General features: G+C 48.5%; 22 protein-coding genes. 11 read left to right on the top strand and 11 right to left on the bottom strand.

The features are described from left to right. Positions 1–305: 305 nt before the first annotated feature. A complete protein-coding gene (gene hemW, locus ACJ2PR_RS28820) occupies positions 306–1,535 on the bottom strand; it encodes a radical SAM family heme chaperone HemW (RefSeq protein ID WP_446879552.1) in 1,230 nt (409 codons plus the stop codon). A 347-nt stretch (positions 1,536–1,882) separates the two neighbouring features. On the opposite strand from hemW, the gene ACJ2PR_RS28815 reads away from it, so the two are divergent. Beyond that, positions 1,883–2,962: a PIN domain-containing protein gene (locus tag ACJ2PR_RS28815; protein WP_446879551.1), complete on the top strand. Its 1,080-nt coding sequence runs from the start codon at positions 1,883–1,885 to the stop codon at positions 2,960–2,962. A 318-nt stretch (positions 2,963–3,280) separates the two neighbouring features. On the opposite strand, the gene ACJ2PR_RS28810 is transcribed toward ACJ2PR_RS28815, so the two are convergent. Next, positions 3,281–4,474 (bottom strand): class I SAM-dependent methyltransferase, encoded by a 1,194-nt coding sequence (locus tag ACJ2PR_RS28810; RefSeq protein ID WP_446879550.1) that lies wholly within the window; start codon positions 4,472–4,474, stop codon positions 3,281–3,283. A gap of 142 nt (positions 4,475–4,616) precedes the next feature. On the opposite strand from ACJ2PR_RS28810, the gene ACJ2PR_RS28805 reads away from it, so the two are divergent. Then, on the top strand, positions 4,617–4,760 hold the full coding sequence (locus tag ACJ2PR_RS28805) for a high light inducible protein (RefSeq protein WP_446857077.1): 144 nt from the start codon (positions 4,617–4,619) through the stop codon (positions 4,758–4,760). Positions 4,761–5,025: 265 nt separating this feature from the next. Here ACJ2PR_RS28805 and asnS read toward each other — a convergent pair whose 3' ends face one another. Both asnS and ACJ2PR_RS28795 read right to left on the bottom strand, forming a co-directional pair. Then, complete coding sequence (gene asnS, locus ACJ2PR_RS28800) at positions 5,026–6,414, bottom strand: asparagine--tRNA ligase (protein WP_446879549.1); 1,389 nt, start codon at positions 6,412–6,414, stop codon at positions 5,026–5,028. Further along, positions 6,411–6,881, bottom strand: a complete 471-nt coding sequence (locus tag ACJ2PR_RS28795; RefSeq protein WP_446857075.1) for a hypothetical protein — start codon at positions 6,879–6,881, stop codon at positions 6,411–6,413. Before ACJ2PR_RS28795 ends, asnS begins: the two co-directional genes overlap by 4 nt. 22 nt (positions 6,882–6,903) lie before the next feature. Between ACJ2PR_RS28795 and ACJ2PR_RS28790 the strand changes: the two genes are divergently transcribed. Continuing rightward, complete coding sequence (locus tag ACJ2PR_RS28790) at positions 6,904–7,188, top strand: DUF6439 family protein (RefSeq protein ID WP_446870930.1); 285 nt, start codon at positions 6,904–6,906, stop codon at positions 7,186–7,188. 2 nt (positions 7,189–7,190) lie between these two features. Here ACJ2PR_RS28790 and ACJ2PR_RS28785 read toward each other — a convergent pair whose 3' ends face one another. The 6 genes from ACJ2PR_RS28785 to ACJ2PR_RS28760 all read right to left on the bottom strand — a co-directional run bounded on the left by ACJ2PR_RS28785 (position 7,191) and on the right by ACJ2PR_RS28760 (position 11,122). Beyond that, positions 7,191–7,391 (bottom strand): hypothetical protein, encoded by a 201-nt coding sequence (locus ACJ2PR_RS28785; RefSeq protein ID WP_446879548.1) that lies wholly within the window; start codon positions 7,389–7,391, stop codon positions 7,191–7,193. 219 nt (positions 7,392–7,610) lie between these two features. Further along, positions 7,611–8,057 carry an ATP-binding protein gene (locus ACJ2PR_RS28780; protein ID WP_446857072.1) on the bottom strand — a complete coding sequence of 149 codons (447 nt, stop codon included), beginning with the start codon at positions 8,055–8,057 and terminating at the stop codon, positions 7,611–7,613. 343 nt (positions 8,058–8,400) lie between these two features. After that, positions 8,401–9,021 carry a J domain-containing protein gene (locus ACJ2PR_RS28775; protein WP_446879547.1) on the bottom strand — a complete coding sequence of 207 codons (621 nt, stop codon included), beginning with the start codon at positions 9,019–9,021 and terminating at the stop codon, positions 8,401–8,403. Positions 9,022–9,171: 150 nt separating this feature from the next. Then, positions 9,172–9,768 (bottom strand): ATP-dependent Clp protease proteolytic subunit, encoded by a 597-nt coding sequence (locus ACJ2PR_RS28770; RefSeq protein ID WP_446857070.1) that lies wholly within the window; start codon positions 9,766–9,768, stop codon positions 9,172–9,174. A gap of 23 nt (positions 9,769–9,791) precedes the next feature. Further along, positions 9,792–10,421, bottom strand: coding sequence for an ATP-dependent Clp protease proteolytic subunit (locus ACJ2PR_RS28765; protein ID WP_446879546.1), 630 nt, complete (start codon positions 10,419–10,421; stop codon positions 9,792–9,794). Positions 10,422–10,432: 11 nt separating this feature from the next. Then, a complete protein-coding gene (locus ACJ2PR_RS28760) occupies positions 10,433–11,122 on the bottom strand; it encodes an ATP-dependent Clp protease proteolytic subunit (RefSeq protein ID WP_446857068.1) in 690 nt (229 codons plus the stop codon). A gap of 210 nt (positions 11,123–11,332) precedes the next feature. Here ACJ2PR_RS28760 and ACJ2PR_RS28755 point away from each other — a divergent pair, with 210 nt between their 5' ends. After that, positions 11,333–12,583, top strand: coding sequence for a vWA domain-containing protein (locus ACJ2PR_RS28755; protein ID WP_446879545.1), 1,251 nt, complete (start codon positions 11,333–11,335; stop codon positions 12,581–12,583). Positions 12,584–12,814: 231 nt separating this feature from the next. On the opposite strand, the gene ACJ2PR_RS28750 is transcribed toward ACJ2PR_RS28755, so the two are convergent. Then, positions 12,815–14,302 carry an aminobutyraldehyde dehydrogenase gene (locus tag ACJ2PR_RS28750; protein WP_446879544.1) on the bottom strand — a complete coding sequence of 496 codons (1,488 nt, stop codon included), beginning with the start codon at positions 14,300–14,302 and terminating at the stop codon, positions 12,815–12,817. Positions 14,303–14,786: 484 nt separating this feature from the next. Here ACJ2PR_RS28750 and ACJ2PR_RS28745 point away from each other — a divergent pair, with 484 nt between their 5' ends. The 7 genes from ACJ2PR_RS28745 to ACJ2PR_RS28715 all read left to right on the top strand — a co-directional run bounded on the left by ACJ2PR_RS28745 (position 14,787) and on the right by ACJ2PR_RS28715 (position 22,279). Further along, on the top strand, positions 14,787–15,698 hold the full coding sequence (locus ACJ2PR_RS28745) for a helix-turn-helix domain-containing protein (protein ID WP_446879543.1): 912 nt from the start codon (positions 14,787–14,789) through the stop codon (positions 15,696–15,698). Between the two features lie 26 nt (positions 15,699–15,724). Then, the gene (locus ACJ2PR_RS28740; protein ID WP_446879542.1) at positions 15,725–16,636 is read left to right on the top strand and encodes a helix-turn-helix domain-containing protein; all 912 of its coding nucleotides are present in this window, start codon (positions 15,725–15,727) and stop codon (positions 16,634–16,636) included. Positions 16,637–16,767: 131 nt separating this feature from the next. Beyond that, positions 16,768–17,598: a hypothetical protein gene (locus ACJ2PR_RS28735; RefSeq protein WP_446879541.1), complete on the top strand. Its 831-nt coding sequence runs from the start codon at positions 16,768–16,770 to the stop codon at positions 17,596–17,598. Between the two features lie 116 nt (positions 17,599–17,714). Then, entirely contained in the window at positions 17,715–18,269 is a 555-nt protein-coding gene (locus ACJ2PR_RS28730) for an AbfB domain-containing protein (protein ID WP_446879540.1), read from the top strand. 14 nt (positions 18,270–18,283) lie between these two features. Continuing rightward, the gene (locus ACJ2PR_RS28725) at positions 18,284–18,781 is read left to right on the top strand and encodes a globin domain-containing protein (RefSeq protein ID WP_446857062.1); all 498 of its coding nucleotides are present in this window, start codon (positions 18,284–18,286) and stop codon (positions 18,779–18,781) included. Positions 18,782–18,901: 120 nt separating this feature from the next. Beyond that, on the top strand, positions 18,902–20,695 hold the full coding sequence (locus ACJ2PR_RS28720) for a Rieske (2Fe-2S) protein (RefSeq protein ID WP_446879539.1): 1,794 nt from the start codon (positions 18,902–18,904) through the stop codon (positions 20,693–20,695). A gap of 246 nt (positions 20,696–20,941) precedes the next feature. Next, positions 20,942–22,279 (top strand): IS4 family transposase, encoded by a 1,338-nt coding sequence (locus ACJ2PR_RS28715; RefSeq protein WP_446879538.1) that lies wholly within the window; start codon positions 20,942–20,944, stop codon positions 22,277–22,279. Positions 22,280–22,562 lie beyond the last annotated feature (283 nt).

Below are 22,562 nucleotides of genomic sequence, written 5' to 3'. Positions count from 1 at the left end.
GATGGTTGGCTTTCCCTCTGGCTAGAATAAATCAACCCTACCCCGAATTGGGGGATCTAGGGGGCATGATCAATTCTGCATTTCACGAGTGATTTGGGATTGCTATAGTTTTTTGTAGGGAATATTTAAGTAAAGTTGAACAACTCTCAAATAAGCGTCAATTAATTGCTGAAAACCTAAGAATTTGTAGGGTGAATACGGCTCACAATTCCTAAATTAATAACATTCAAGTAAGGTTAGCCAACGATTCTCTCTTTGAGTGAGTACATGAATTCCTTTCAAAGTTTCTATCTATAAATCACCCATTAGTCCAATTCACCAAATGTTTCAAACAGCTTTACCAACATCACATTAGAAAACAAAAAACCTTCAGGATCAGTAAACCGCAATCGTCCTCGATCGCTCTCTTGATGATTAACTACTACAGGCTGATTTTGACTTCCTAATATCTCTACCCATCCTATCTTTTGATAAGGCTGTAAACAAATCCAGATTTTGTTGAATTGAGACTCACCAAACTGTTGAATCAAACTTGTAATACTCAAGCCCTCAGCCAGGCGTAGACCAACCATCAACGTATCTAGTAAAACCTCTGAAGAACCTGGCACAATTGGATCTAAGCGATCGCGCTCACCTTTTTTACTCACCCATTCAAAATATTCACGAGTCTTACGGGGACGAGAAACTCGATCGCCCTGCAAATAACTTGTTGCCCCCATTCCAAAGCCATAAAACGATCGATTCTCCCAATAAACTCGATTGTGTTGACACTGATAGCCCGCTTGAGCATAGTTAGAAATTTCATAATGCTCGTAGCCATGAGCGGTGAGAATGTGTTGAGCGACCCGATACATTTCAGCGGCTGTTTCATCCGTGGGTAACGGCGTGGCACCGGGATGATAATGCTTGCCAAAAGGAGTGATTGGTTCGATCGTCAAATCATAGACTGAGAGATGGTTGGGACTGAGAGCGATCGCTTTCTCTAGAGAATCTTGCCATTGAGCCATCGTTTGATGCGGCAATCCTGAAATCAAATCAAGGCTGAAATTCTCAATGTTTGCTTGATGAATGCGATCGATCGCAGCATAGACATCCTCAACAGAATGGGTGCGCCCACAAACGCTCAAAAGTTCTGACTGAAAGGCCTGCACACCCAAACTGACTCGATTTACGCCGGACGATCGATAGCCCACAATTTGCTCAAAATCAAACGTACCCGGATCAACTTCCATTGAAATTTCAGCGTCGGTGGCCAGCCCAAACTGCTCATCAAGGGTCTCAAGAATCTGGCTCAACTGGCTCACAGACAGCAGTGAAGGAGTGCCGCCGCCAAAGAAAACAGTGCTTAAGGATTGCCCAAAGCCAGAAGTCAGCCGGATCTCTTGACACAAAACGTTAACATAGTGAGCGATCGTGCCTGAATTGTTGCCATTTAGCGTATCCCCAACTACCGAGATTGGAAAATCGCAGTAGAAACACCGCCGCCGACAAAAAGGAATATGCAGGTAAGCAGACCTGGGGATCATCAACTCCATAAGCTTTTTGATTAGCTCCGCTTTCGATCCTTTCTTAACGATTATCTCTATAAGCGAAAATGTTAATTTAATCTTAAAAAATTAGCGCTTACACTAAGCCAAAATATTGATTTTTGTGTCGCTAAGGATTCTCGCTTTGTAGGGTTAACCGCCCACCCAGAAAGGGATTAAGAGAAAAATTCTATAAGCGTATAAGATATACTATTCTCATAGCAATCTAACTAGATTTTAGCGTTCAGAACTCCTTCACAATCCTCATTTCAGAAGAGTCTCAAAAACTGCTTTTCAAATAGTATTTATTCAAAATCACTCATTCAAAATAAATTCAGTCCCCACCTTTCAAGATTATGATTGATACCATCATTCTTATTTCATTCATCCTAGCAGGAGCGGGGATCGGCTACCACGGCATTGAAGCGCTACCTGGTAGTGTTTTGCAGCAGGCAACCAACCCAGATGCCCTTCGCGTCGTTTTGGCGGGTTTTGGAGCCATGATCGGAATTGCGGTTGGGTTGGTCGCTCAGACTGGCTATCGGCGTGTTACTCGACAAATTCGCGAAATGCCTGCCCATGTTTTGTTGAGTCGATCGGTTGGCTTGGTGCTGGGCTTGCTGGTAGCCAATCTCTTGCTGGCTCCGATATTTCTGCTGCCCATTCCTCAAGAGTTCTCATTTATCAAGCCTCTGGCGGCTGTGGTAGGAAGTCTGATGTTTGCGGTCTCTGGCGTGTCATTGGCGGATGTGCATGGACGATCGCTGCTTCGATTAATTAATCCCAACAGTGTCGAAACGCTCTTGTTCTCAGAAGGTAGCCTCAGACCTTCGAGTACCAAAGTTTTAGATACAAGCTGCATCATTGACGGTCGGATTGCTTCTCTACTCGATACTGGCTTCTTAGAAGGGCAATTACTCGTTCCTCAGTTTGTGCTTCAAGAATTGCAGCAGGTCGCGGATGCTTCTAGCGATCAAAAGCGGGTTCGGGGGCGGCGTGGGTTAGATATTCTCAACCGTCTGCGCGAGGCTTATCCCGATCGCGTGATCATTCACTCTGCCGACTATGAAGAGATTTCGACCGTTGATGCAAAACTGGTGCGTCTGGTGCAAGACATCAATGGAACGCTGCTCACTACAGATTACAACCTGAATAAGGTGGCCAGCGTCCAGAGCGTCTCTGTGTTGAATGTGAACGATTTAACTCAAGCCGTTCGCCCTTCTTATCTGCCGGGAGACAGCCTGGATCTCAAAATTCTTCGAGAAGGCAAAGAACCTGCTCAAGGTATTGGCTATCTGGATGATGGGACGATGGTCGTCGTCGAAGAAGGTCGCGCTTATGTGGGTGGAGAACTGCAAGTCATTGTCACCAGTGCGCTACAAACTTCGGCAGGACGAATGATTTTTGCTCGACCCAAAGCCTCCGCGATCGCTTAGTTAATGAAACGGGTACGTCAAAAGGGTTGTCATTTCTGTATACAATCGGCTCCTGTCCTCTACCGTGTTCGACATGACGAGTCAGCCGAGTGGGTTTTTGTTTGTCGCAACTGCTGCGAGCGGGTCAGCCACAACAATCCTTTCTATGTTTACGGCGGCACCTGGAAAGCTGAGAAGTAGTCGCTCTTGAAGTGTTGTTTGCCTGAATGGGATGTCAATGGAATAACTGGATTCGATCGCTTCGTTGTTCAACCCTTCTGCCCCTAAGCTGCCAATTTTGGGCGACTTTAAGAGAAGAGCTTCGGTTCAAAGTTCACACTATTGAGGAGTGAGTAAAATTAGCTGTTGTTGTTGGAGCGATCGCACGCCCGCTAATTCCAATGGCGCATCGGTGAGAAGGTCTGCAACCGATCGCTGATCTTGGTTAGCATCACAAGCCTGCATAAATTTAAACGCTTCGTCTGACAAATTCAAAATCTGGTAGTCGTAGTTAAACAAACACTTGCTCTCCCAACCTTCCATACAGGGGCTGCGTTCGGGAATGGCTTTGAGTAGCGCTTCATCGGCAGACCAATCGACAAGCGGAAGTTCGCCTCTGGCTAAAAAGAATTCGTAATGAGTCACCGAGGAGGGGTCGAGCAGTTCGATTAGGCGGTATCGTTGGCGATCGCTCAGTCCTTCTGCCCGTCGCATTAAGTCAGGGTTTTTGGCGAGTAGGCGATCGAGCGTCCACTGGCGCGGATTAGAGAAGCCCAGAAATTTTAGCCCAGACGCATCAATTAGTTGAAACAGCGTCTCAATGTTGTAGTCAATTTCCTGGGGATGGACATACATATCGGCAAAACATTCGTCGCGTCGGTTTTCCATTGACCAGCGTTCTTGTTCTCGCTGCACCAGGCGATTGTTTTCGGGCAGCGTCTCAAAAATTTGACGACCAACCTGCACACCGTCTCGATAGTCACCTCGCTGGTTGCCCTGAAGAAGCGCGATCGCTTGCTGCATCAGGTTAATTTCCCAGCGCCCCAATTCGGCGTAGACAAAAATGTGCATCAGTCCGCCCGGAGCCAGCTTGGTCGCCAAAGACTGAATGCCGCGAATCGGGTCGGGCAAATGATGCAACACGCCCACGCAGTTGATCAGATCAAACTTTCCCGGAAGCTGGTTGGCCTCGTAGAGGCTGAGGTGATGAAATTCGACGCGATCGGCTCCCGATCGTTGACAGCGTTCTCTCGCAACGGCCAACGTCCCCGAACTCAAATCGATCCCCGTGACCTGTGCCTGCGGATTTAAGTGAACCAGATATTCAGTTCCCACGCCCGTCCCACAGCCTGCATCGAGAATGCGAATGTCTTGTCGCTGGGGCTTTCTCCCGGTACAAAAGTTGTAGGCGGCTGACCAATTCCAGCGCCAGTTATAGCCAGGCGGCGGCTCATCTAACAGCGGCTCAGGCGGAAAAGGATAAGTGTTATAGAGTGCGGCGACGGCAGCGCTAATTGATTGAGGATCTGACATGGCACAAAAACAGCGTTTGATCTCGTTGATCTAGTGTCTCACTCGATGGGGCGATCGCAAATTTTCAATTGATAGATTATTGCGGGATGTTGCAAATAGCGTTAACTTATCTTAAGAAGTCTATCCCCGGAATGAGGTCAAAATGGAAGAACAGAAGCCTAAATTCGGATTTGTCCCGTTTGCTGAAACCTGGAACGGTCGTTTAGCAATGTTGGGACTTGCGATCGGTTTCGCGACCGAGTTTATGACAGGAAAGGGAATTCTAGAGCAACTGGGTTTGATGTAAGAATTTGACGTAGCATTCGCACGTAAAACAACGTTTTCATCAGAGTGAACGTCCTGGGGGTAATCTTTACGCTCCAGGCTTTTTTTATTTAACGTTCAACTAGCGTTGCGTGGGTTTAACAGAGTTCCTTCACTTCGTTTTTGGAGCTTCTGCCCCCCAACTCCCCAATCTGAGGGACTTTCAGACAAGGTTGCCAATTCAAAGTTCCTCACTTGTGGGAATTTAGAGGGCATTCTGGATTGATCACTGAAGTGAAAATCTTGCCTTAAAACTCAATGCTCAAAGGCGCTCTAGGAAAGGGAATGACATCGCGAATATTGCCCATGCCCGTCATAAATTGTACTAAGCGCTCAAATCCCAGCCCAAACCCTGCATGAGGAACAGTGCCATATCGCCGCAGATCCAGATACCACCAGTAATCCTCGACGTTTAGCCCCTGCGCCTTGATGCGTCGCTCTAAAACATCCAGTCGCTCCTCGCGCTGAGAGCCACCGATGATTTCGCCAATTTTGGGAGCGAGAATATCCATCGCCCGTACGGTCTTTTCGTCGTCGCTCAGGCGCATATAAAACGCTTTAATCTGTGTGGGATAGTCTGTCACAATCACGGGCTTTTTGAATAACTCTTCTGCTAGATAGCGTTCGTGTTCAGATTGCAGATCCAGACCCCATTCAACCGGATACTCAAAGGGACGATCGCTCTTCGCTAATAGCGCCACCGCATCCGTGTAGGTTAATCGCTCAAACTGATTGCTGGTGATATTTTCGGCCGTTTGTAAAACAGAATTGTCAATGCGATCGTTAAAGAACTGCATGTCATCAGGACAATGCTCCAGCACATAGGAAAAAATGTATTTGAGAAATGCTTCTGCTAGATCCATATCGCCATCTAGATCGCAGAAAGCCATCTCAGGCTCGACCATCCAAAACTCTGCCAGGTGACGAGAGGTATTTGAGTTTTCTGCCCGAAACGTCGGCCCAAACGTATAAACGTTGCTAAAGGCCATGGCCATAATCTCAGCTTCTAACTGTCCGCTGACCGTCAGATAAGCAGGCTTGCCAAAGAAGTCTTTGCTGTAGTCAATCTTTTGATCGGGCGTTGTCGGAATTTTCTTCAAGTCCAGACTCGTCACCGCAAACATCTCACCCGCCCCTTCACAATCGCTGGCAGAAATGATCGGCGTATGAACCCAAAGAAATCCTCTTTCCTGAAAAAACTGGTGAATCGCTGCCGCGCAGGCATTCCGAACGCGAAAAACGGCTCCAAAGGTGTTGGTGCGCGATCGTAAGTGTCCAATGTCTCGCAAAAACTCAAACGAATGGCGCTTCTTTTGCAATGGATAGGTTTCGGGATCTGCCTCACCAAATACGGCTACCGAATCGGCTTTCACCTCAATGCGCTGCCCCTTGCCCGGAGACGGCACCAACACGCCAGACACCTCAACCGATGCGCCCGTACTGAGCCGTTTGACGATCGCGCCATAGTCCGGCACGCTCTCGTTGATTACCACTTGCAGCCCAGCCATCGACGAGCCATCATTCACTTCGATAAATGAAAAGCCTTTTTGCTCCCGCTTCGTCCGAACCCAGCCTTGAATCGTAACTGACTCATCGGGTTGACCACTGCGTAGAATTTCTGCAATCCGTCGTGTCATGGAGCAACTGGGGGTGTAGGGGGTGGCGCGTGGGAGGGAGTGGGGTTCTTTAGGGTGTAGAAGGCGAGTGACCAACCAACAAGGATGCCCAGTCCACAAAATCGAACGGCTTGCCAAAAGACTTCTTTAAAGCCCGCCCAAGAAAATAAACGGCTCTCCAGACTGACTTCGAGTTCTTCTAGCTGCTGCTCGATCTTCCGTAATTCTACTTGAAGCTCAGGCGATTTGCCTTGATCTAGCTGCGATCTCTTCGAGTTGCCCACAAGGGGTCGCTGCGTCTGTAGGGCTGCTTGAAGCTTTTGATCTCGCTGGATTTGAAGATGACGGTCTTTGAGTTCTTGCAGCGATCGCTCCACTGACTGGAGAGACTGCTCAAATTCCAGGTCAGATTCCAGATTAGAAGGCGACAAACGATCGGGATCTTGAGACGGCTCCATGCCAGCGTAGTAAAGTGAGAGTGGATTCATTTTACCCATCCCCAACGCGCTTATGACAGATTCTACGCTTCAAACGGCTGCATCAAGCAAGCTGGCTGAGTTCAGTCCTTTAGAGTTGGCACAGGCACTTTCCGAAAAGCTAACCATTACTGATCGCGACTGGCATCGACTTAAGAACGATCGCAAAGCCAGATCTCGTGAACAAATTGCAGTGGCCCTGGTGTTTCTTCTCAAAGATCAGCCAGAAGAAGCTCTATTAAGAGTGCAGCAGGCCAGTGGGTGGCTGGATCGATCGGTTTCTGCCCCCCCCTGCGAGAGCCACAAACACAAGTCCTAAAGTTAATTTTGATTACGTCTCGCTTTCAAGACAAGTTGAAAGCTCACTCTACAGTAGGCACTTTCTAACTGGACAGAGGACTGCACCACTGGACTGGGAGCCGGGGAGGAAGAAGTAACCGCAGAGGCGATCGGCTGACATAGCAGCGTTAACAGGCAAGAGCAACCCGCTAGAAGGAGTAGCTCTAATTTTTTCGTTTCCATTGTTTAATTCAGATGAGTGATCCCATTTGTCAGGGAGCCTGACGCTTTGCCAAGATAGCAAAAATTTGAGCGTATCTAACACCTGAAGCGGGGATCAAAGTGGTCACAACCTTCAGATACGTTGTCGCGCTGCTATCTTGACGAAAATAGGATGTATAAGGTTGCTTTCGAGAGAAATCACTCGATAGAGTTGACGCTTGACAGACGCAAAAAACAGTACTAGAGTACCAGAGGTTGTCTGACAGTTTTCTTAACCTGTTTACAAAGCCTTAATTCAGTTCCCTGATGGTTCCATTGGACTTCATCGAAAACCTGGTGAAGAATATAGAGTCCTCGACCACAATCCCCTTCTTCACAGGGCAATTTAGAACTTGTATCTTCCTGACTTTCAGGCGGCATAAAGCCAGTTCCCTGATCCGAAATTACCCACCAATAGTGATCCGAAACTGCCGAGAAATGAACCAAAACCTTTTTGCCAGGGTCAAGATTATTCCCGTGCTTGGCAGCATTTACCAACGCTTCTTGTAACCCTAGCCTGATCTCAGCCTGCCATTGACTGGGCACCTTTGAGAGCAAAAGATCCAGAATTGGAATCAGGTAGAGAGTGGAGGCAAAGCTAACTGTGTTCCAGTTGCGTCCAGTAGGACGAGGTGAAATAGCAATCACTCGGAAAACCCCGTAGCTTTCAAGTGGATAAGCGTACTCTTGTTAAGCAAGCGTGGTTTTAAAACGCACGGCTACATCCGACTTAATTCCAACTATCAATGTTCTTCACAGAAGAGTTTGTGATCTAGGGAAGTATTAAAAGGCTGTGACGCTCAAGGTCTGAGCAGTCCCACTCACAAAGATTTTTGACAGCTTTAGGGGTGTCAGCTATCCCTGAGTAGCGGTTTATTTGTATCTCAACTATACCAAAGTGCTACTAGAAAAGCATCCCCCTGACTGCAATTTGCGGGAGTAATTGTCTTACAAATCGGCAGGTAACAAGGGCTACAGAACAGCCTAATGTCTATTTTTTCTGATAGAGAAGCTGCTCGATTCGGCGAAAGTCTCGTTCGACTTCACCCCAGAGCGATCGATTGTGGGGGTCAGTTCGCAGTGCTTTCTTTAAGTAAAGCCGAGCTTTGTCAAACTGTTTGTCTTGGATCAGGTGATGTCCCCAGCGCTGATAGGTGATGGCTTGCCATTGACGAATTTCGGGATCAGAGGGGAGCCGCTGGGCCAGTCCTTCGACAAGGGCGATCGCTCGTGGAAACCGCCGACTTCTCAAAAACTGCTGCAACTGCTCATAAGAAGTTTGCTTAAGCTGCTGGTCTATTAATGAATGATTGGGATTGGACTGGACGGGACTAGGCTTCTCTGCTTTGCGAGTGACTTTGATTTTGGGTTTAGTCGATTCTGAAGGCGGAGACGTTTTGGGTGAGTCATTCTCAATTCCAGGTGGACTGACTACGCCCAACAAAAATCGGTAAGCCTCGTTGACTTGAATGAACTTTTCTTGCGATCGCTGATCGCCAGGGTTGATATCTGGATGAAGCTGCCGGGCCAAGCGACGATAAGCGGCTTTGATGTCCTCGTAAGAGGCTCCCGTTCTCAGTCCTAATAATCGATAGCAGTCTGCAATATTCATTAGATATGAAAAAAGCAGAATCACTTAGAATTCTGCCACGAAGTCAAAAATAATACCAAAAGAGGAAGAGGGACGCAGTATTAACCGGAATGCATTCACGCCCATTGCGTCCCTGTGTCAATCAAGCATGACACCTGCTTAGTTTGCCCTTTAGCTGACCGATTCAATCACTTTGTCAATCAGACCATACTCTTTAGCGTCTGCGGCTGAGAGGAAGTAGTCACGATCGGTGTCTTTTTCGATTTTAGAGAGGGGCTGTCCACTGCGATCTGACAGGATTGTGTTGAGGTGGTGCCGAATTCTAAGGATTTCTTTGGCCTCGATTTCGATATCACTGGCTTGGCTGCGTCCCGTCCCGCCGAGGGGTTGGTGAATCATAATCCGAGCGTGGGGAAGTGCAAACCGTTTGCCTTTGGTTCCAGCGGCCAGCAGAAAGGCGCCCATCGATGCGGCAAGACCGACGCAGATCGTTACGACATCTGATTTGATGTGCTGCATGGTGTCGTAGATCGCCATTCCCGCAGTCACAGACCCACCGGGGGAGTTGATGTAGAGAGAAATGGGCTTACCGGGATCTTCGGAGTCGAGATAGAGCATGGAGGCGACGATCGCATTTGCAATCCCATCATCAACTTCCTGGCTAAGGAAAATAATTCGCTCTAAGCTGAGGCGCTGGTAGATGTCGATCCACTGTTCGTAGGAGCTACCAGGCAGGCGATAGGGAACTTTGGGAGTACCGATTGGCATAGTAACAGTGAGGGGTAAGGGGACTAGACAGAAGCGGGAATTTGTTTGGGCAGTTCTTTGGTGCTTTCGAGAACGCGATCGATCAGACCGTATTCTTTAGCAGTTTGAGGGGTGAAGTAGCGGCGGCGATCGATGTCTTTCTCGATTTTTTCGGCGGGTTGCCCCGTGTTGCTAGACAAGATTTCAAGGAATTTGGTGCGATCGTCCACGATTTTTTTGGCATCGATTTGGATATCGGTAGCCTGTCCGCGACTCTGCCCAAACTGTTGAGACAGTACAATTTCTGCATTTGGGAGACAGAACCGAAATCCCTTCGTGCCCGATGATAAAATCATTGCCGCCGTCCCAACTGCTTGCCCCAAACAAATCGTCTGAATGGGCGCTTTGATGTACTGCATGGTGTCGTAGATCGCCATACTCGCCACTAGAGAAGAAGTACCCCCTGAGAGCCGCTCGCCCGGAGAGTTGATGTAGACGTAGATCGACTTGGTCGCATCTTCGGAGGCGAGAGACAGCAGCAAGGCCACCACAAAGTTAGCAAAGTTGTCATCGATCTCTTCGTCGAGAAAAACGATGCGCTCAAATGCCATGCGGGTATAGAGGTCAACCCACTGAACATATTGGCTACCAGGGACGCGATAAGGAACTTGCATAATCCAGAAGCCTATGATGAAGCCAGAGCAGGAAGCGGGACAGGAAGCTGTTTCGTGCTTTCAAGGACGCGATCGATCAGTCCATATTCCTTCGCTTCATGAGGCGTGAGATAGAAGGTGCGATCGGTATCTTTAACAATCTTCTCAATGGACTGTCCAGTGTTCTTAGAGAGGATGTCTAGAATCGCCGCTCGATTTTCTAACACTTCTTTGGCGCGAATTTGAATATCCGTTGCCTGTCCTCTGGTGCCAGATTTGGGCTGGTTTAGCACGATCGTCGCATTGGGCAAACTGGCGCGACAGCCTTTAGTCCCCGCAGACAAGATCATCGCAGCCGTGCCGACGGCCTGACCGATACAAATCGTGTGAACGGGTGGCTTGATATAGCTCAAGGTGTCAGCCACGGCAAACGCTTCTGTCTCAAAGCCGATCGTTTCACCCTGCCAGGAGGTGCCCGTCGAGTTGATGTAGAAGAAAATTGGCTTTTCGGGATCGTCAAACTGAAGGTAAAGCAACTGAGCGATGATCAGCCGAGTCACATCTTGACCAGGGTTGCGGCGGTATTCGTCGATCGAGTGAAGCGGCCCGCCCAGGTAAACGATCCGTTCTTTGAGGAGCAGCGAAGCCAGATCGGGGGGAGGTGTCCGATAGTAAGCGTCGCCGTAGTTTGTAGATTGAATAGCCTTGATGGGTGAGTTCATAGCGTGCGGTCTGCCTCAAGAGTGGCACTATTTCCTTATAGTAACGTGGCGTGAGACGGACGGAACGATACAGGGATTGGGGAGAACCGAACTGGGGGGATGAGGGAGGAGGGAGGAGGGAGAATTTTATTTTGAGATGCGGAATCAAGCTGAGGTACGGTGTAGATATCTGATCGAAGCTCCGTATTATCTCTACATTCCCCATCTCCTATGCAAGTCGGACTGAAGTGTGCTCTCAGTGATGCTCAAGTAGACGTGACTCAGATTAATAGTCAGCGTCAAGTTGCGATTTCGATTTCAGCGATCCCTGAAGCGATCGGGCGTAGTATTCCGCTTAATCTTTGCTTGATTCTCGATCAGAGTGGCTCGATGGAAGGGCGATCGCTGGTTACTGTTAAGCAGGCTGCTCAGAGATTGATTGAGAAACTGTCGCCGGGGGATCGGATCGCGATCGTCACCTTTAATCACAGAGCTAAAGTGCTGGTGCCTAATCAGGTGATCGAAGACCTGGATAAGTTGAGAATTCCCCTTCATCAGCTTGAGGCGGCGGGGGGTACGTCGATCGATGAAGGGCTGCGGTTGGGAATTGAGGAGTTGGCGAAGGGGAAGAAAGATGCGGTTTCTCAGGCGTTTTTGCTGACGGATGGAGAAAACGAGCATGGAGATAACGATCGCTGTCTCAAACTCGCTCAACTGGCGACAGGATACAACATGACGCTGAACACGCTGGGATTTGGGGATGCGTGGAATCAGAATGTTTTAGAAAAAATTGCTGATGCGGGCGGTGGAGCGCTCTCTTTTATTGAGCAGCCCGATCAAGCCGTTGTGGAATTTAGTCGATTGTTCGATCGCATGCAATCGGTTGGCTTGACGAATGCTCATTTGATGTTGTCGCTGACTCCTGGAATTCGATTAGCAGAATTGAAGCCGATCGCTCAAGTGGTGCCCGATGCGATCGAACTCACTGTCCAGCAGGAAGGGGATCTGACGATCGTTCGCTTAGGTGATCTGATGGTGGACGCGCCTCGAATCGTATTGGCCAACTTGTATGTCGGACAACTTCCCCAGGGGAAACAAACGATCGCCTCGGTGCAAATTCGCTATGACGATCCGGCGTTGGGTCAAGAAGGCTTGCTGTCTGAAGTCTTCCCGGTTGAGATTTCGGCAGTGACGGCGTTTGAGCCTGCGATTAATCCTGAAGTGCAAAATCACATTCTGGCGTTGGCAAAATATCGGCAGACCCAGATCGCAGAAGCAAAATTGCAGCAGGGCGATCGCGTGGGAGCCGCTACGATGCTTCAAACTGCGGCCAAAACTGCACTACAGATGGGCGATCAGGGAGCCGCAACCGTTTTGCAAACCAGTGCTACTCAACTTCAAGCCGGACAAGATCTGTCTGAGGCCGATAAAAAGAAAACTCGCCTCGTTTCAAAGACAACGTTGCAGGTAGACGAATCTTAACGTCAGTTCGATGAGAGTGACTCGCTTCGTTTCAATCGGCTTCAGCCCCCTAAATCCCCCACAAGTGAGGGACTTTGAACGAGAAATATTGTCTCAAAGTCCCCCAAAATTGGGGGGTTGGGGGGCAGAAGTGCTGAATAACGAAGTGAGAAAATTCCATCGAATTCACGTAATCTTAGATTTGACTTTGGACTGAACAGCATTCCATGTCGAACGTCTAACGTTCAACCTCTACGCTTCACCAAAGACTGAGAAGTGCCAGGGTTTGCGCTGTAAGCCAGAGTTGTCGAACATGACATGCTTGACGATCGTGTATTCCTCCAGGGCATAGTGCGACATGTCTTTGCCAAAGCCACTTTGTTTGAATCCACCGTGGGGCAACTCGCTGGCGATCGGGATGTGATCGTTGACCCAAACGGTGCCAAATTCTAAAGCTGCTGTGACGCGCATCGAGCGCTGAACATTGCTCGTCCACACGCTGGCGGCCAATCCGTAGGGAATGTCATTGGCCAGAGCGATCGCTTCAGATTCGTCACTAAACCGATTGACGACGAGAACCGGGCCAAAAATCTCTTCTTGCACACAGTTTGCCGTCTGAGGCGCATCGACCAAAATGGTTGGCGGATAGAAAAAGCCTTTGTCTGTGGGCAGTTCGCCCCCTAGCGCGATGCGAATTCCTTGCTGACGGGCTTCTTCGACATAACCATGCACTTTGCTTTGTTGTACCTGACTGACGAGCGGCCCCATGTCGGTATCGGGTCGAGTTGGGTCGCCCATTTTGACCTGTTTGCTGACGGTGATCAAGCGATCGAGAAAGGCATCAAACACTTCATTTTGCACATAAATCCGCGTGGCGGCAGTACAGTCTTGCCCGGTATTCATATAGCCTGCGACGACGGCACCCTGCACACAAGCTTCGATATCGGCATCAGCAAACACGATAAAGGGGGCTTTTCCGCCCAGTTCTAGGGTGACTCGTTTGACGGTTTGGCTGGCCAACTCCATGACGCGCTTTCCCGTTGGAGTGCTGCCTGTGAAACTCACCATTCTGACGATGGGATGGGTGCAGAGCGCTTCTCCGACATCGGCTCCCCCCGTGACGACGTTGATCAGTCCGGCGGGTAGACCTGATTGAAGGGCGATTTTGGCCAGTTCGATCGTGGTAATCGGCGTGTTAGGAGCAGGCTTGATGACGATCGCATTCCCAGCAGCGAGAGCGGGCGCGAGTTTCCAGACGGCCATCATCAAGGGGTAATTCCAGGGAGTAATCGCAGCTACCACACCGATCGGTTCTCGTCGCAGCATACTCATGTAGCCACCCACATAGCTGCCTGCCGCCACGCCTTCTTGATGTCGCACGACGGAGGCAAAGTAGCGAAGGTTGTCGATCGAGAACGGAACGTCGCCATTTTGACTCAGTTTGATCGGCTTGCCTGTGTGTTGGCTTTCTAGTTGAGCGAGGGTGTCGGATTGCTGTTCAACCGCATCGGCAAACTTGAGCAGGGCTAAACTTCTCTCGCCATAAGAAAGCTGACTCCATTCGATCTGTGCTCTTTGGGCTTGTTGGACGGCGGCATCAACATCCTGGGGAGTGCCGATCGCGACGGTGGCAAACACCTCTTCGGTCGCGGGGTTGATTAGATCCTGGCTGCCAGTTGTGACGAAGCGATCGCCGATCACCATTGGGTAATGCGCTTGTTTTCCCGCGATGTTTTCCATGATGCCCTCGTTAGTGGAAATATTTGTTTTGTTGAGCGTCGCTAAATTGAAATTATGCCATTTCTTTTTTGACTTCTTTTGATGTTCAGGTTGTCTCAAGATCTTGTTAGCTGCCTCCAGTCCAAGTTCTTGCACTTGTTCTTTTCGGTTGTTGGTGAGTGCGAAAACACCAGAAGGCGATCGGTGGTGAGAGTTGTTTGGTGATAGTCGTTTAAGGTTATCTGTGCTGTCCGAAAGAACCCAGAGGTCGGGGCAGTGGTTGAGTGGCGAAGGTTGAGATGATCAACTTTGAATCAAAGTTACAAGTTCCGAAACAATTTTTTGTCGTCAGCGAAGGTTGAGTAAGATGACGGTAAAGGTTTAGGGGCAAGGTTTGGAGGTGGGGGTGAAATAAAATCGCATTGGCGAGACGCGATATTTATAAACGCGATATCTATAAAACTGAGGGTGAGGTCGTTATATAAACCAAGATTTGGAGGCGGTGATGTCTGTAAAGCAACCTCTGGTGATTGACTATGTGGATTGGCCAAAATTGCTGCCAAAGCCGCCACTGCTAACCAGTTTTCAATCGAGTTGGAATAGCATTCAGCTTGAGCATTACCGCCTACCCTTTATGGATTTGCCTGAAGTATCTAATCTTCAACATGTTGTTGTTATTCCATTAGGGCATTCGGCAGTTGATTTTGAATTTGTCGCTGAGGGGCATTCGCAAACAGTCTCGTATCGGGAAAAAGACTATGCAAGTGGATGTATTGAAATCTACCCCGCTGATCTACCGATTAGCTTCCATTCTCATCCTACTGTTAAAGCAATGGAATCGATTAACTGCTATGTGGAGCCTACCTTTCTAGCTCAAATCGCACATGAATCAGTCACTCCCGATCGCGTTGAACTGCTATTGACACTGAAAACAGTTGATGTACTGCTCCACCAGATGGGTTTAGCACTCAGATCAAGTTTAGAAGTGGATGGCGCGAGAAGTCGTTTCTACGCCGATTCAATGGCAACAGCAATGGCGGCTCACCTACTGCACCGTTACTCTACCCGCAAGCATCACTTTCGAGATTATGAGGATGGATTGTCGAAACGAAAGCTTAGGCAAGCGATCGAGTATATCCAGGCGCATTTGGGTGAAAATATATCCTTAACTGATATTGCGAATGAACTGGGGATGAGTCAGTACTATTTTTGTCATTTGTTTAAGCGATCGACAGGTATCTCACCGCATCAATTCTTAATTCATCAGCGAGTAGAACAGGCAAAGCATTTACTCAAGCAGCCAGAACGAACGATTACATCAGTTGCATTAGAGTGTGGTTTTGCAAATCAAAGTCATTTTGCTCGGTGTTTTCGTCAATCCACTGGGATGAATCCGAATCAGTTTCGCAAGTCATAGCATTCATTCTTACCCTGGAGGTAACGATGCCTGTAGAACAACTTCCGATGATTGACTATGTTGATTGGCTCAAGTTGATGCCAAATCCACCTGTACTTACTAGTCTTCAATCGAGTTGGAACAGCATTCAGCTTATTCATTATTGCCAACCCCTAGCTTGTCTGTCTGAAATATCGAATTCTCAACACCTTATCATCATTCCACTGGGGCATGAGTCAGTCAGTTATGAAGTTGACTTAGAGGGACGAGCGCAGGAAGTTTCGTTTCAAGAAAAAGACTATGGCAGTGGTTGTATTGCAGTCTTTCCCGCTGCTTTGCCGTATGGGTTTCATTCTCATTCGACTTATCGAGTCATGGAATGGATGCAATGCTATTTGGAGCCTGGATTTCTAGCTCAGATCGCCCATGAATCAGTGAACCCCGATCGCGTTGAGCTATTACAAACAAACAAAAAGGCCGATGGATTGATTCATCAGATTGGTCTGGCACTCAAGTCAAGTTTAGAGATGGATGGGGTTAGCAGTCGCTTCTATGCTGACTCAATGGCGACAGCGCTATCGGCTCATCTGCTACGTCACTACTCTACCCGCAATCATTGTTTTCGAGACTATGAGGATGGATTGTCGAAACAAAAACTTAGGCAAGCGATCGAGTATATCCAGGCACATTTGGGTGAAGATATATCCTTAACTGATATTGCGAATGAACTGGGGATGAGTCAGTACTATTTTTGTCATTTGTTTAAGCGATCGACAGGCATCTCACCGCATCAATTCCTAATTCATCAGCGAGTCGAACGTGCAAAGCATTTACTCAAGCACTCAGAACGAACCGTTACATCTGTAGCAATAGAGTGTGGCTTTGCCAATCAAAGTCATTTTGCCAAGTGTTTTCGCCAATGCACTGGAATGAACCCGAACCAGTTTCGCAAGTCATAGCAAGATTTTGTTCTAACTCCGCAAGAAAAGGTGCGACTTCACTTAAGAAGTTCGCTAAAGTTCAATTGCTAGAGGATTCACCTATTTACAAATAGTTGTCCGTAATTCTCAACAATCCTTGAGGAAAGCAGATGAGTAGTACAAGCGATACCAATGAAAAGAAAAGTAGTATATGGGGCAAATCCATTAGTAATGCAGCAACCTTACTAGGGACACTATCTACAGGACTAGGTGTGTTTATTACTATGACTACGCTTTCCATCAATGCAAGAATAAATAATCTTCAGGCTACAAATCTCGAATTGGATAACAGACTTAAAAACATAGATTCAGTCTTGAAAGAGAATGAAGGAAAATCTTCTCAATTTGAAAATTCTGTTCGTTTAGAAGCCGAGTTTAGAGTGTTTAATGCCAATGCCTTTGCTACTAGTTATAAAGAAAAGGGCATGAAGATTGTTTGGTTAGATGAAAAAAGTCAGAATGATATTGAAAACTGGCTTGAAAAGTGGATAAGTGGTAACAATTTGATGACTGGTACACCACAGAATGGTTTATTTGCTCGTCAAGTAGTTTGCTTACGCATCATAAATGCTGGCAAAACTCCTGCAAGAAAAATAAAATTAGTGACTAAGAAAGCAAGTTTTGATAATGGAAATGGTAAGTTTGGAGAGCCTTATTATGAAATAGATACAAGAAAATCAATTTGGAAAACACACACGATTAGTATTGATTATTTAGCAGAGAGTTCTCAGAAAGAAGTACTTAAGACACAAATACTAATTCCTCTTGCTCATGTTTCAGGCAGTAGTAGATATTTCGGCAACGTTTTCATTCCTTTAGATCTGACTTGGGATGATGTAGTACAAGGAAAACCGGGGAAGATGTCAATTGATATAAAAAGTAATGGTTCACTCAGAAGCGACCTCAGGAGTTCCATGCTTTATCGCGTATCTAACTTCTAAAGTATTTAACAGACATTCGAGAGCTAGCGATGGAGATCGATACATAATAACTGTGGTGCATTGAAACTAGCAATATGGTTGGCTGAGTCACACAAACAGCAAAATAAGGAGACATTATGTTCTCGAAAACTGTGTTAAGAGGTTTGTACTTGAGTTTGGCAGTATCATTATCGCTCCTGATGTCACAGTGGAGCTATGCTTCACTGACTGGCGCATCCTTCAGATCGATGAATTATCGGGATCGCTATATTCGTCATAGAGGTTTTCTGGCTTACCTTGAACCAATTAATAGGAACGATGAAATTGGGAAGGGCGACGCAAGTTTCAAAATTGTTCCAGGATTGGCAGGTAGATGCAAGTCGTTTGAATCTTTTAACTATCCAGGCCACTTCTTGAGGCACCAGAATTACAGGTTGAAGTTGGCGAAGCGGACGAATGAACGACTTTTTAGAGAAGATGCTACATTCTGTATCGTAAACGGACTTGCCAATTCAAAAGCATCATCATCATTTGAGTCCGTCAATTTTTCTAAACATTACATACGACATACAGATTTTGAGTTAAGGCTCAGTCCTTTTGAAGATAGTAAGTTATTCAGGGAAGATGCAACGTTTATTATCACGGGGCCGGTGCATACGTCTGACACTGAGCAAATCCCCACTAACGATTAGGAGAGCTTTAGATCATGGTTAGTCAAAAAACGATCGAGATTGTCAAAGCAACTGCACCCGTTGTGAAGGAAAAGGGTGAAGAGATTACCCGACGGATGTATCAAATTGCCTTTGCAGAGCGACCTGACTACAAACGTAGCTTTGAAACCACCTGGATGCAGCATCTTGATGGGGGTGGACAAGCACACAAGTTAGCTGCCGCTGTTTATGCCTATGCAACTCATATCGATCGGCTAGACGAACTGGCTACGGCAGTCGATCACATTGCCCATCGCCACGTAGAAACTCGCATTCTGCCTGAGCAGTATTCCCTGATTGGCGAAAAGCTGTTGCAAGCCATGAAAGATGTTTTGCAAGATGCTGCAACGGATGAAGTAATCGCGGCGTGGGCTGAAGCCTATGATGCTTTAGCAGATATCTTTATTCAAAAAGAGAAGGCAATTTACAACCAAGAAGATCAAGAACTTACCGATCGGTTGGCAAGATCTAGTCATTCAGTGACAGCGAATTGAGTCGAATCTATTTTAGAGATACTTTGATTGACGCGGATAAGAGTACTCTTGAAGCAATATCCAAATTCAAGCCAATCTCACCCAACTTCACATTGTTCTAACCGTCAGGGGAGATAGCAAATGTATATTAGAACAGAAAATTATGTTCGTGCTGCCGATTTAGAGGATGTGCGTAAAGCGGGGCGATTAGTAGTGACGTTGCGAAGCAGTTCCCCCTCTGGGGTAAACGCCAGACACACGATATTACTGATTCACGAGCATGACAAAATCTATGCCGTAGATAACCGCTGTCCCCACATGGGTTTTCCCCTCCATCGGGGAACGGTAAAAGATTGTATTCTCACTTGTGATTGGCACTATGCACGATTTGATGTGATGAGCGGCGGAACGTTTGATTCCTGGGCGGATGATCTGCCTGCTTTTCCAGTGCAAATCCGCGATCGTGAAGTCTGGATCGATCTTGCGGCTCATGCCGATCCATTATCCCATCATCGCCAGCGTCTTCAAGACGGTTTAGAACAGGGCATTCCCTTAGTGATTGGCAAATCGGTCATTGCGCTGTTGAAGCACGAGAAACACATCACTCAAGCCTTTCAAATGGGATTGGATTTTGGGGTTAGCTATCGACAGAGCGGTTGGGACACAGGTTTAACCATCCACACTTGCATGATGAACCTATTGCCCTATCTTGATGAGGAAGACAAACCTCGTGCAATTTATCATGGTCTAGCTGCCGTCGCCGAGGATACTAGCAATCAACCGCCCCGATTTCCGATTCAACCCCTACCTAGCTCCAACAATCCCGACAAGATTCCGATTCTACAAAGCTGGTTTCGTCAGTTTGTGGAAGTCAGAGATGCAGAAGGCGCAGAGCGTTGTTTAGCTTCGGCGATCGAGGCAGGAGCCTCTCAAACCCAACTGGCTCAGATGCTCTTTACCGTGGTGACTGACCATCGATATATGAGTGTTGGACACCCTCTAGACTTTACCAATAAAGCATTAGAGGCTTTAGATGCTGCGAATTGGCAAAATGCGGAACTCGTCTTAACCAGTTTAGTGTCTGGATATACTAGCGCCTCTCGAATGGAAGAATCTAGATCCTGGCGCTCCCCGATTGATTTAGTGGCAATTTTGCAACAGGCTTTTGAAGCGTTGCCGCAAGCTTTAGCAGAGGGAAAAAATCAACGGGGAACTTGGAACCATCGCGACCAACTCATGCCCATCTTGCTAGGTGACAATGCCCAAGCGATCGCAGATGCTCTACTGACCGTCCTCCGGCAAGGCTGTTCTGAGGTCGAACTGGCTGAAATTGTAACCTATGCGGCCGCTCTACGGATTGCTCAATTCAGCACGAACAATGATTTTAACGATTGGGATAGCGCTCATCATACTTTCACCTTTGCCAATGCGGTACATCAGGGCATGAGACGAGTTGCATCGCCGGAGTTGTTGAGAGGTGTGTTTGATGCAGCAATGAGTGTGTATCTCGATCGCTTTCTCAACGTCCCTGCTGCTCGCCTTCCTAAACCAGATCAAACAGTAGAAAATCCAGCAGAGTTGTTACACAAACTGCCAGAGTTGATGGATCGACAGCAGCAAGTGAATCAAGTTGGGGAGTTAGTCGGGAGCTATCTTTACAGTGGGGGCAACCCAGAACTGCTCTTAGCCCTCTTAGGCAAATTGCTGTTGCGTGAAGACCGACAATTTCATGTGATCCAGGAGATTGAAGCTGCTTTTCGTCAATACTCTCAATTGGGTAACGCCCCTGCTGGGATTAACGTTTTGGTTGCCGCATCCCGGTATCTAGCGGCTCATACACCCACGATGCGATCGCAAGAGCAAACCTATCAAATGGCTTATAGACTCCATCGCGGCGATCGTTTGTTTGAGGATGTTGCTGAAGCTGAACCTTGATGTGAGGACTAAGTGGTAGGCGATCGCTGAGAAGCGCTGGCTAACAACACGTGAATTCGATAAGAGGTTTTCCGCTTCGTTGTTCACGGCTTCTGCCCCCCAACCCCCCAATTTTGGGGGACTTTCAGAGAGGAATTCTGGTTCAAAGTCCCCCATTTTTGATTGTCATTACCAAGATCTCCTAACATAGAAGTAAAAGAGGTAGAGTGAAGTCATGAACCTAGAAAACCTAATAACGCCTGATAGGTGGGCGATGCAGCAATGGGGGCGGTGGAATTAGGAGACAGTCGCCGCAACGAGCGAGCGGTTGCCCTAGGAGCCGCCATCGCGAGGAATCCGAGCGGCAGTTTGCCCGAACAGATGCAAGGGTGGAACGAGCTGAGAGGGGCGTATCGACTGCTGTCTGAAGCAGACGTGAGCCATGAGCGGTTGAGCCGACCGCACTGGGAGCAGACACGAGCGGTGGCGCAAGGGCAGGAGAGCGAGGTGGTGCTGTTCATCCAGGACACGAGCGAGTTGGACTACAGCCACCACCCGAAGACGAGCGGGATGGGGATCATCGGCAAAGGGCAGACGCAAGGGCTACTGGTACACAGTTGTCTGGCGGTGATTCCCAGAAGTGGCAACCCTGAGATCTTGGGACTGGCGCGTCAGCAGGTGTGGGCCAGGAGTGCGACGGCGCAGCACCAGGGCAGTGGCAGCAAGCGCACCGTTGAGCGCAGTGAAGGGGACAAGTGGGCAGAGAGCCTGGAAGCGATTGGGCGTGCCCCGACCGGGGGAGGGCAACGGTGGGTGAGTGTCGGCGACCGAGAGAGTGACGTGTTTTCCTATCTGCGGCGCAGTGCCCAGAGTCAATGGCAGAGCTTAGTGCGGGTGAGTCAAAATCGAGTGATCACAACCGCCAGCGGAACGCGAAGCCATCTCAAGGCGTATGCGCGTTCGTTGAGCGCCCAAAGTCAGAAGACGGTGAACTTGCGGGGACGCGAGGGCACCCCCCAGCGTAGCGTGCCGCTGAACCTGGCATGGGCCGCAGTGACGATTCATGCGCCCCAAGGCGGACCTGAGCGTCAGGCAGCACCCGTGTCGGGGTGGTGTATTCGCTGTTGGGAAGAGGCTCCCGATGGGTTGGAGTGGATTTTACTGACCACGGTTGACCCCGCGCTCTACAGCCCACAGGTGCAGGTGGAGTGGTACGCCTGCCGCTGGTTGATTGAAGCGTATCACAAGTGTCTCAAGACGGGCTGTCGGATGGAGCAGCGGCAGTTGGAGAGTGCGTCCGGCTTGATGCGACTGTTGGGGTTTATCGCCATCGGGTCGGTGCGATTGTTGCAGATGCGCACGCTCAGTCGCCTGGCACCGGAGACTCCGGCCGACCAGGAGATTCCTGCGGTGTTGTTGCAGGTGTTGGCGACTCGCCTAGGGTTGTTCTCGGCTCAGATGAGCCTGGCTCAGTTTTGGCAAGCAGTGGCCCGATTGGGGGGATTTATTGGGCGCAAGTCGGATGGACAACCGGGGTGGCTGACGCTTTGGCGAGGCTGGCTACGCTTACAGGACTTGGCCTGGGGGGTTCAACTCCCAAGTTGAGGGAGGCAAAAATGTTGGTAATGACAAGGGGGATTTAGGGGGCGTTCCTGGATCTAAAAGCGAAGCGAAGCGTTCATCGAACTGACGTTAACAACGTATCCAGAAATGGACAGGTTGGCTATCGGGTTATCGCAACTTTGAAACCATTGCCCAAGTGCGGCGGTTTCAACGTCCTCACTTTCAGCCTTGAGAGTCCTGTATCTAGTTGGCATTGCTCCGATGCAGTCGGCTTCAGCCCCCTTGTATCTTAAGAGAGTGGCAGACCGACCCCCCTAAGATTCTT

The organism is Phormidesmis sp. 146-33 (assembly GCF_052939515.1).
Note: the sequence above shows the minus strand (reverse complement) of the source record. Positions and strands in the feature narration are given on the sequence as shown.

Excerpts from the sequence above, each read along its gene's own strand:
- ACJ2PR_RS28765 (WP_446879546.1), bottom strand. The coding sequence starts at position 10,421 with ATGCAAGTTCCTTATCGCGTCCCTGGTAGCCAATATGTTCAGTGGGTT.
- ACJ2PR_RS28790 (WP_446870930.1), top strand. The coding sequence starts at position 6,904 with ATGACAGATTCTACGCTTCAAACGGCTGCATCAAGCAAGCTGGCTGAG.
- ACJ2PR_RS28720 (WP_446879539.1), top strand. The coding sequence starts at position 18,902 with ATGTATATTAGAACAGAAAATTATGTTCGTGCTGCCGATTTAGAGGAT.
- ACJ2PR_RS28785 (WP_446879548.1), bottom strand. The coding sequence starts at position 7,391 with ATGGAAACGAAAAAATTAGAGCTACTCCTTCTAGCGGGTTGCTCTTGC.
- ACJ2PR_RS28750 (WP_446879544.1), bottom strand. The coding sequence starts at position 14,302 with ATGGAAAACATCGCGGGAAAACAAGCGCATTACCCAATGGTGATCGGC.
- ACJ2PR_RS28760 (WP_446857068.1), bottom strand. The coding sequence starts at position 11,122 with ATGAACTCACCCATCAAGGCTATTCAATCTACAAACTACGGCGACGCT.
- ACJ2PR_RS28755 (WP_446879545.1), top strand. The coding sequence starts at position 11,333 with ATGCAAGTCGGACTGAAGTGTGCTCTCAGTGATGCTCAAGTAGACGTG.
- hemW (WP_446879552.1), bottom strand. The coding sequence starts at position 1,535 with ATGGAGTTGATGATCCCCAGGTCTGCTTACCTGCATATTCCTTTTTGT.
- ACJ2PR_RS28815 (WP_446879551.1), top strand. The coding sequence starts at position 1,883 with ATGATTGATACCATCATTCTTATTTCATTCATCCTAGCAGGAGCGGGG.
- ACJ2PR_RS28725 (WP_446857062.1), top strand. The coding sequence starts at position 18,284 with ATGGTTAGTCAAAAAACGATCGAGATTGTCAAAGCAACTGCACCCGTT.
- ACJ2PR_RS28775 (WP_446879547.1), bottom strand. The coding sequence starts at position 9,021 with ATGAATATTGCAGACTGCTATCGATTATTAGGACTGAGAACGGGAGCC.
- ACJ2PR_RS28795 (WP_446857075.1), bottom strand. The coding sequence starts at position 6,881 with ATGAATCCACTCTCACTTTACTACGCTGGCATGGAGCCGTCTCAAGAT.
- ACJ2PR_RS28745 (WP_446879543.1), top strand. The coding sequence starts at position 14,787 with ATGTCTGTAAAGCAACCTCTGGTGATTGACTATGTGGATTGGCCAAAA.
- ACJ2PR_RS28805 (WP_446857077.1), top strand. The coding sequence starts at position 4,617 with ATGGAAGAACAGAAGCCTAAATTCGGATTTGTCCCGTTTGCTGAAACC.
- ACJ2PR_RS28810 (WP_446879550.1), bottom strand. The coding sequence starts at position 4,474 with ATGTCAGATCCTCAATCAATTAGCGCTGCCGTCGCCGCACTCTATAAC.
- ACJ2PR_RS28730 (WP_446879540.1), top strand. The coding sequence starts at position 17,715 with ATGTTCTCGAAAACTGTGTTAAGAGGTTTGTACTTGAGTTTGGCAGTA.
- ACJ2PR_RS28770 (WP_446857070.1), bottom strand. The coding sequence starts at position 9,768 with ATGCCAATCGGTACTCCCAAAGTTCCCTATCGCCTGCCTGGTAGCTCC.
- ACJ2PR_RS28740 (WP_446879542.1), top strand. The coding sequence starts at position 15,725 with ATGCCTGTAGAACAACTTCCGATGATTGACTATGTTGATTGGCTCAAG.
- ACJ2PR_RS28735 (WP_446879541.1), top strand. The coding sequence starts at position 16,768 with ATGAGTAGTACAAGCGATACCAATGAAAAGAAAAGTAGTATATGGGGC.
- asnS (WP_446879549.1), bottom strand. The coding sequence starts at position 6,414 with ATGACACGACGGATTGCAGAAATTCTACGCAGTGGTCAACCCGATGAG.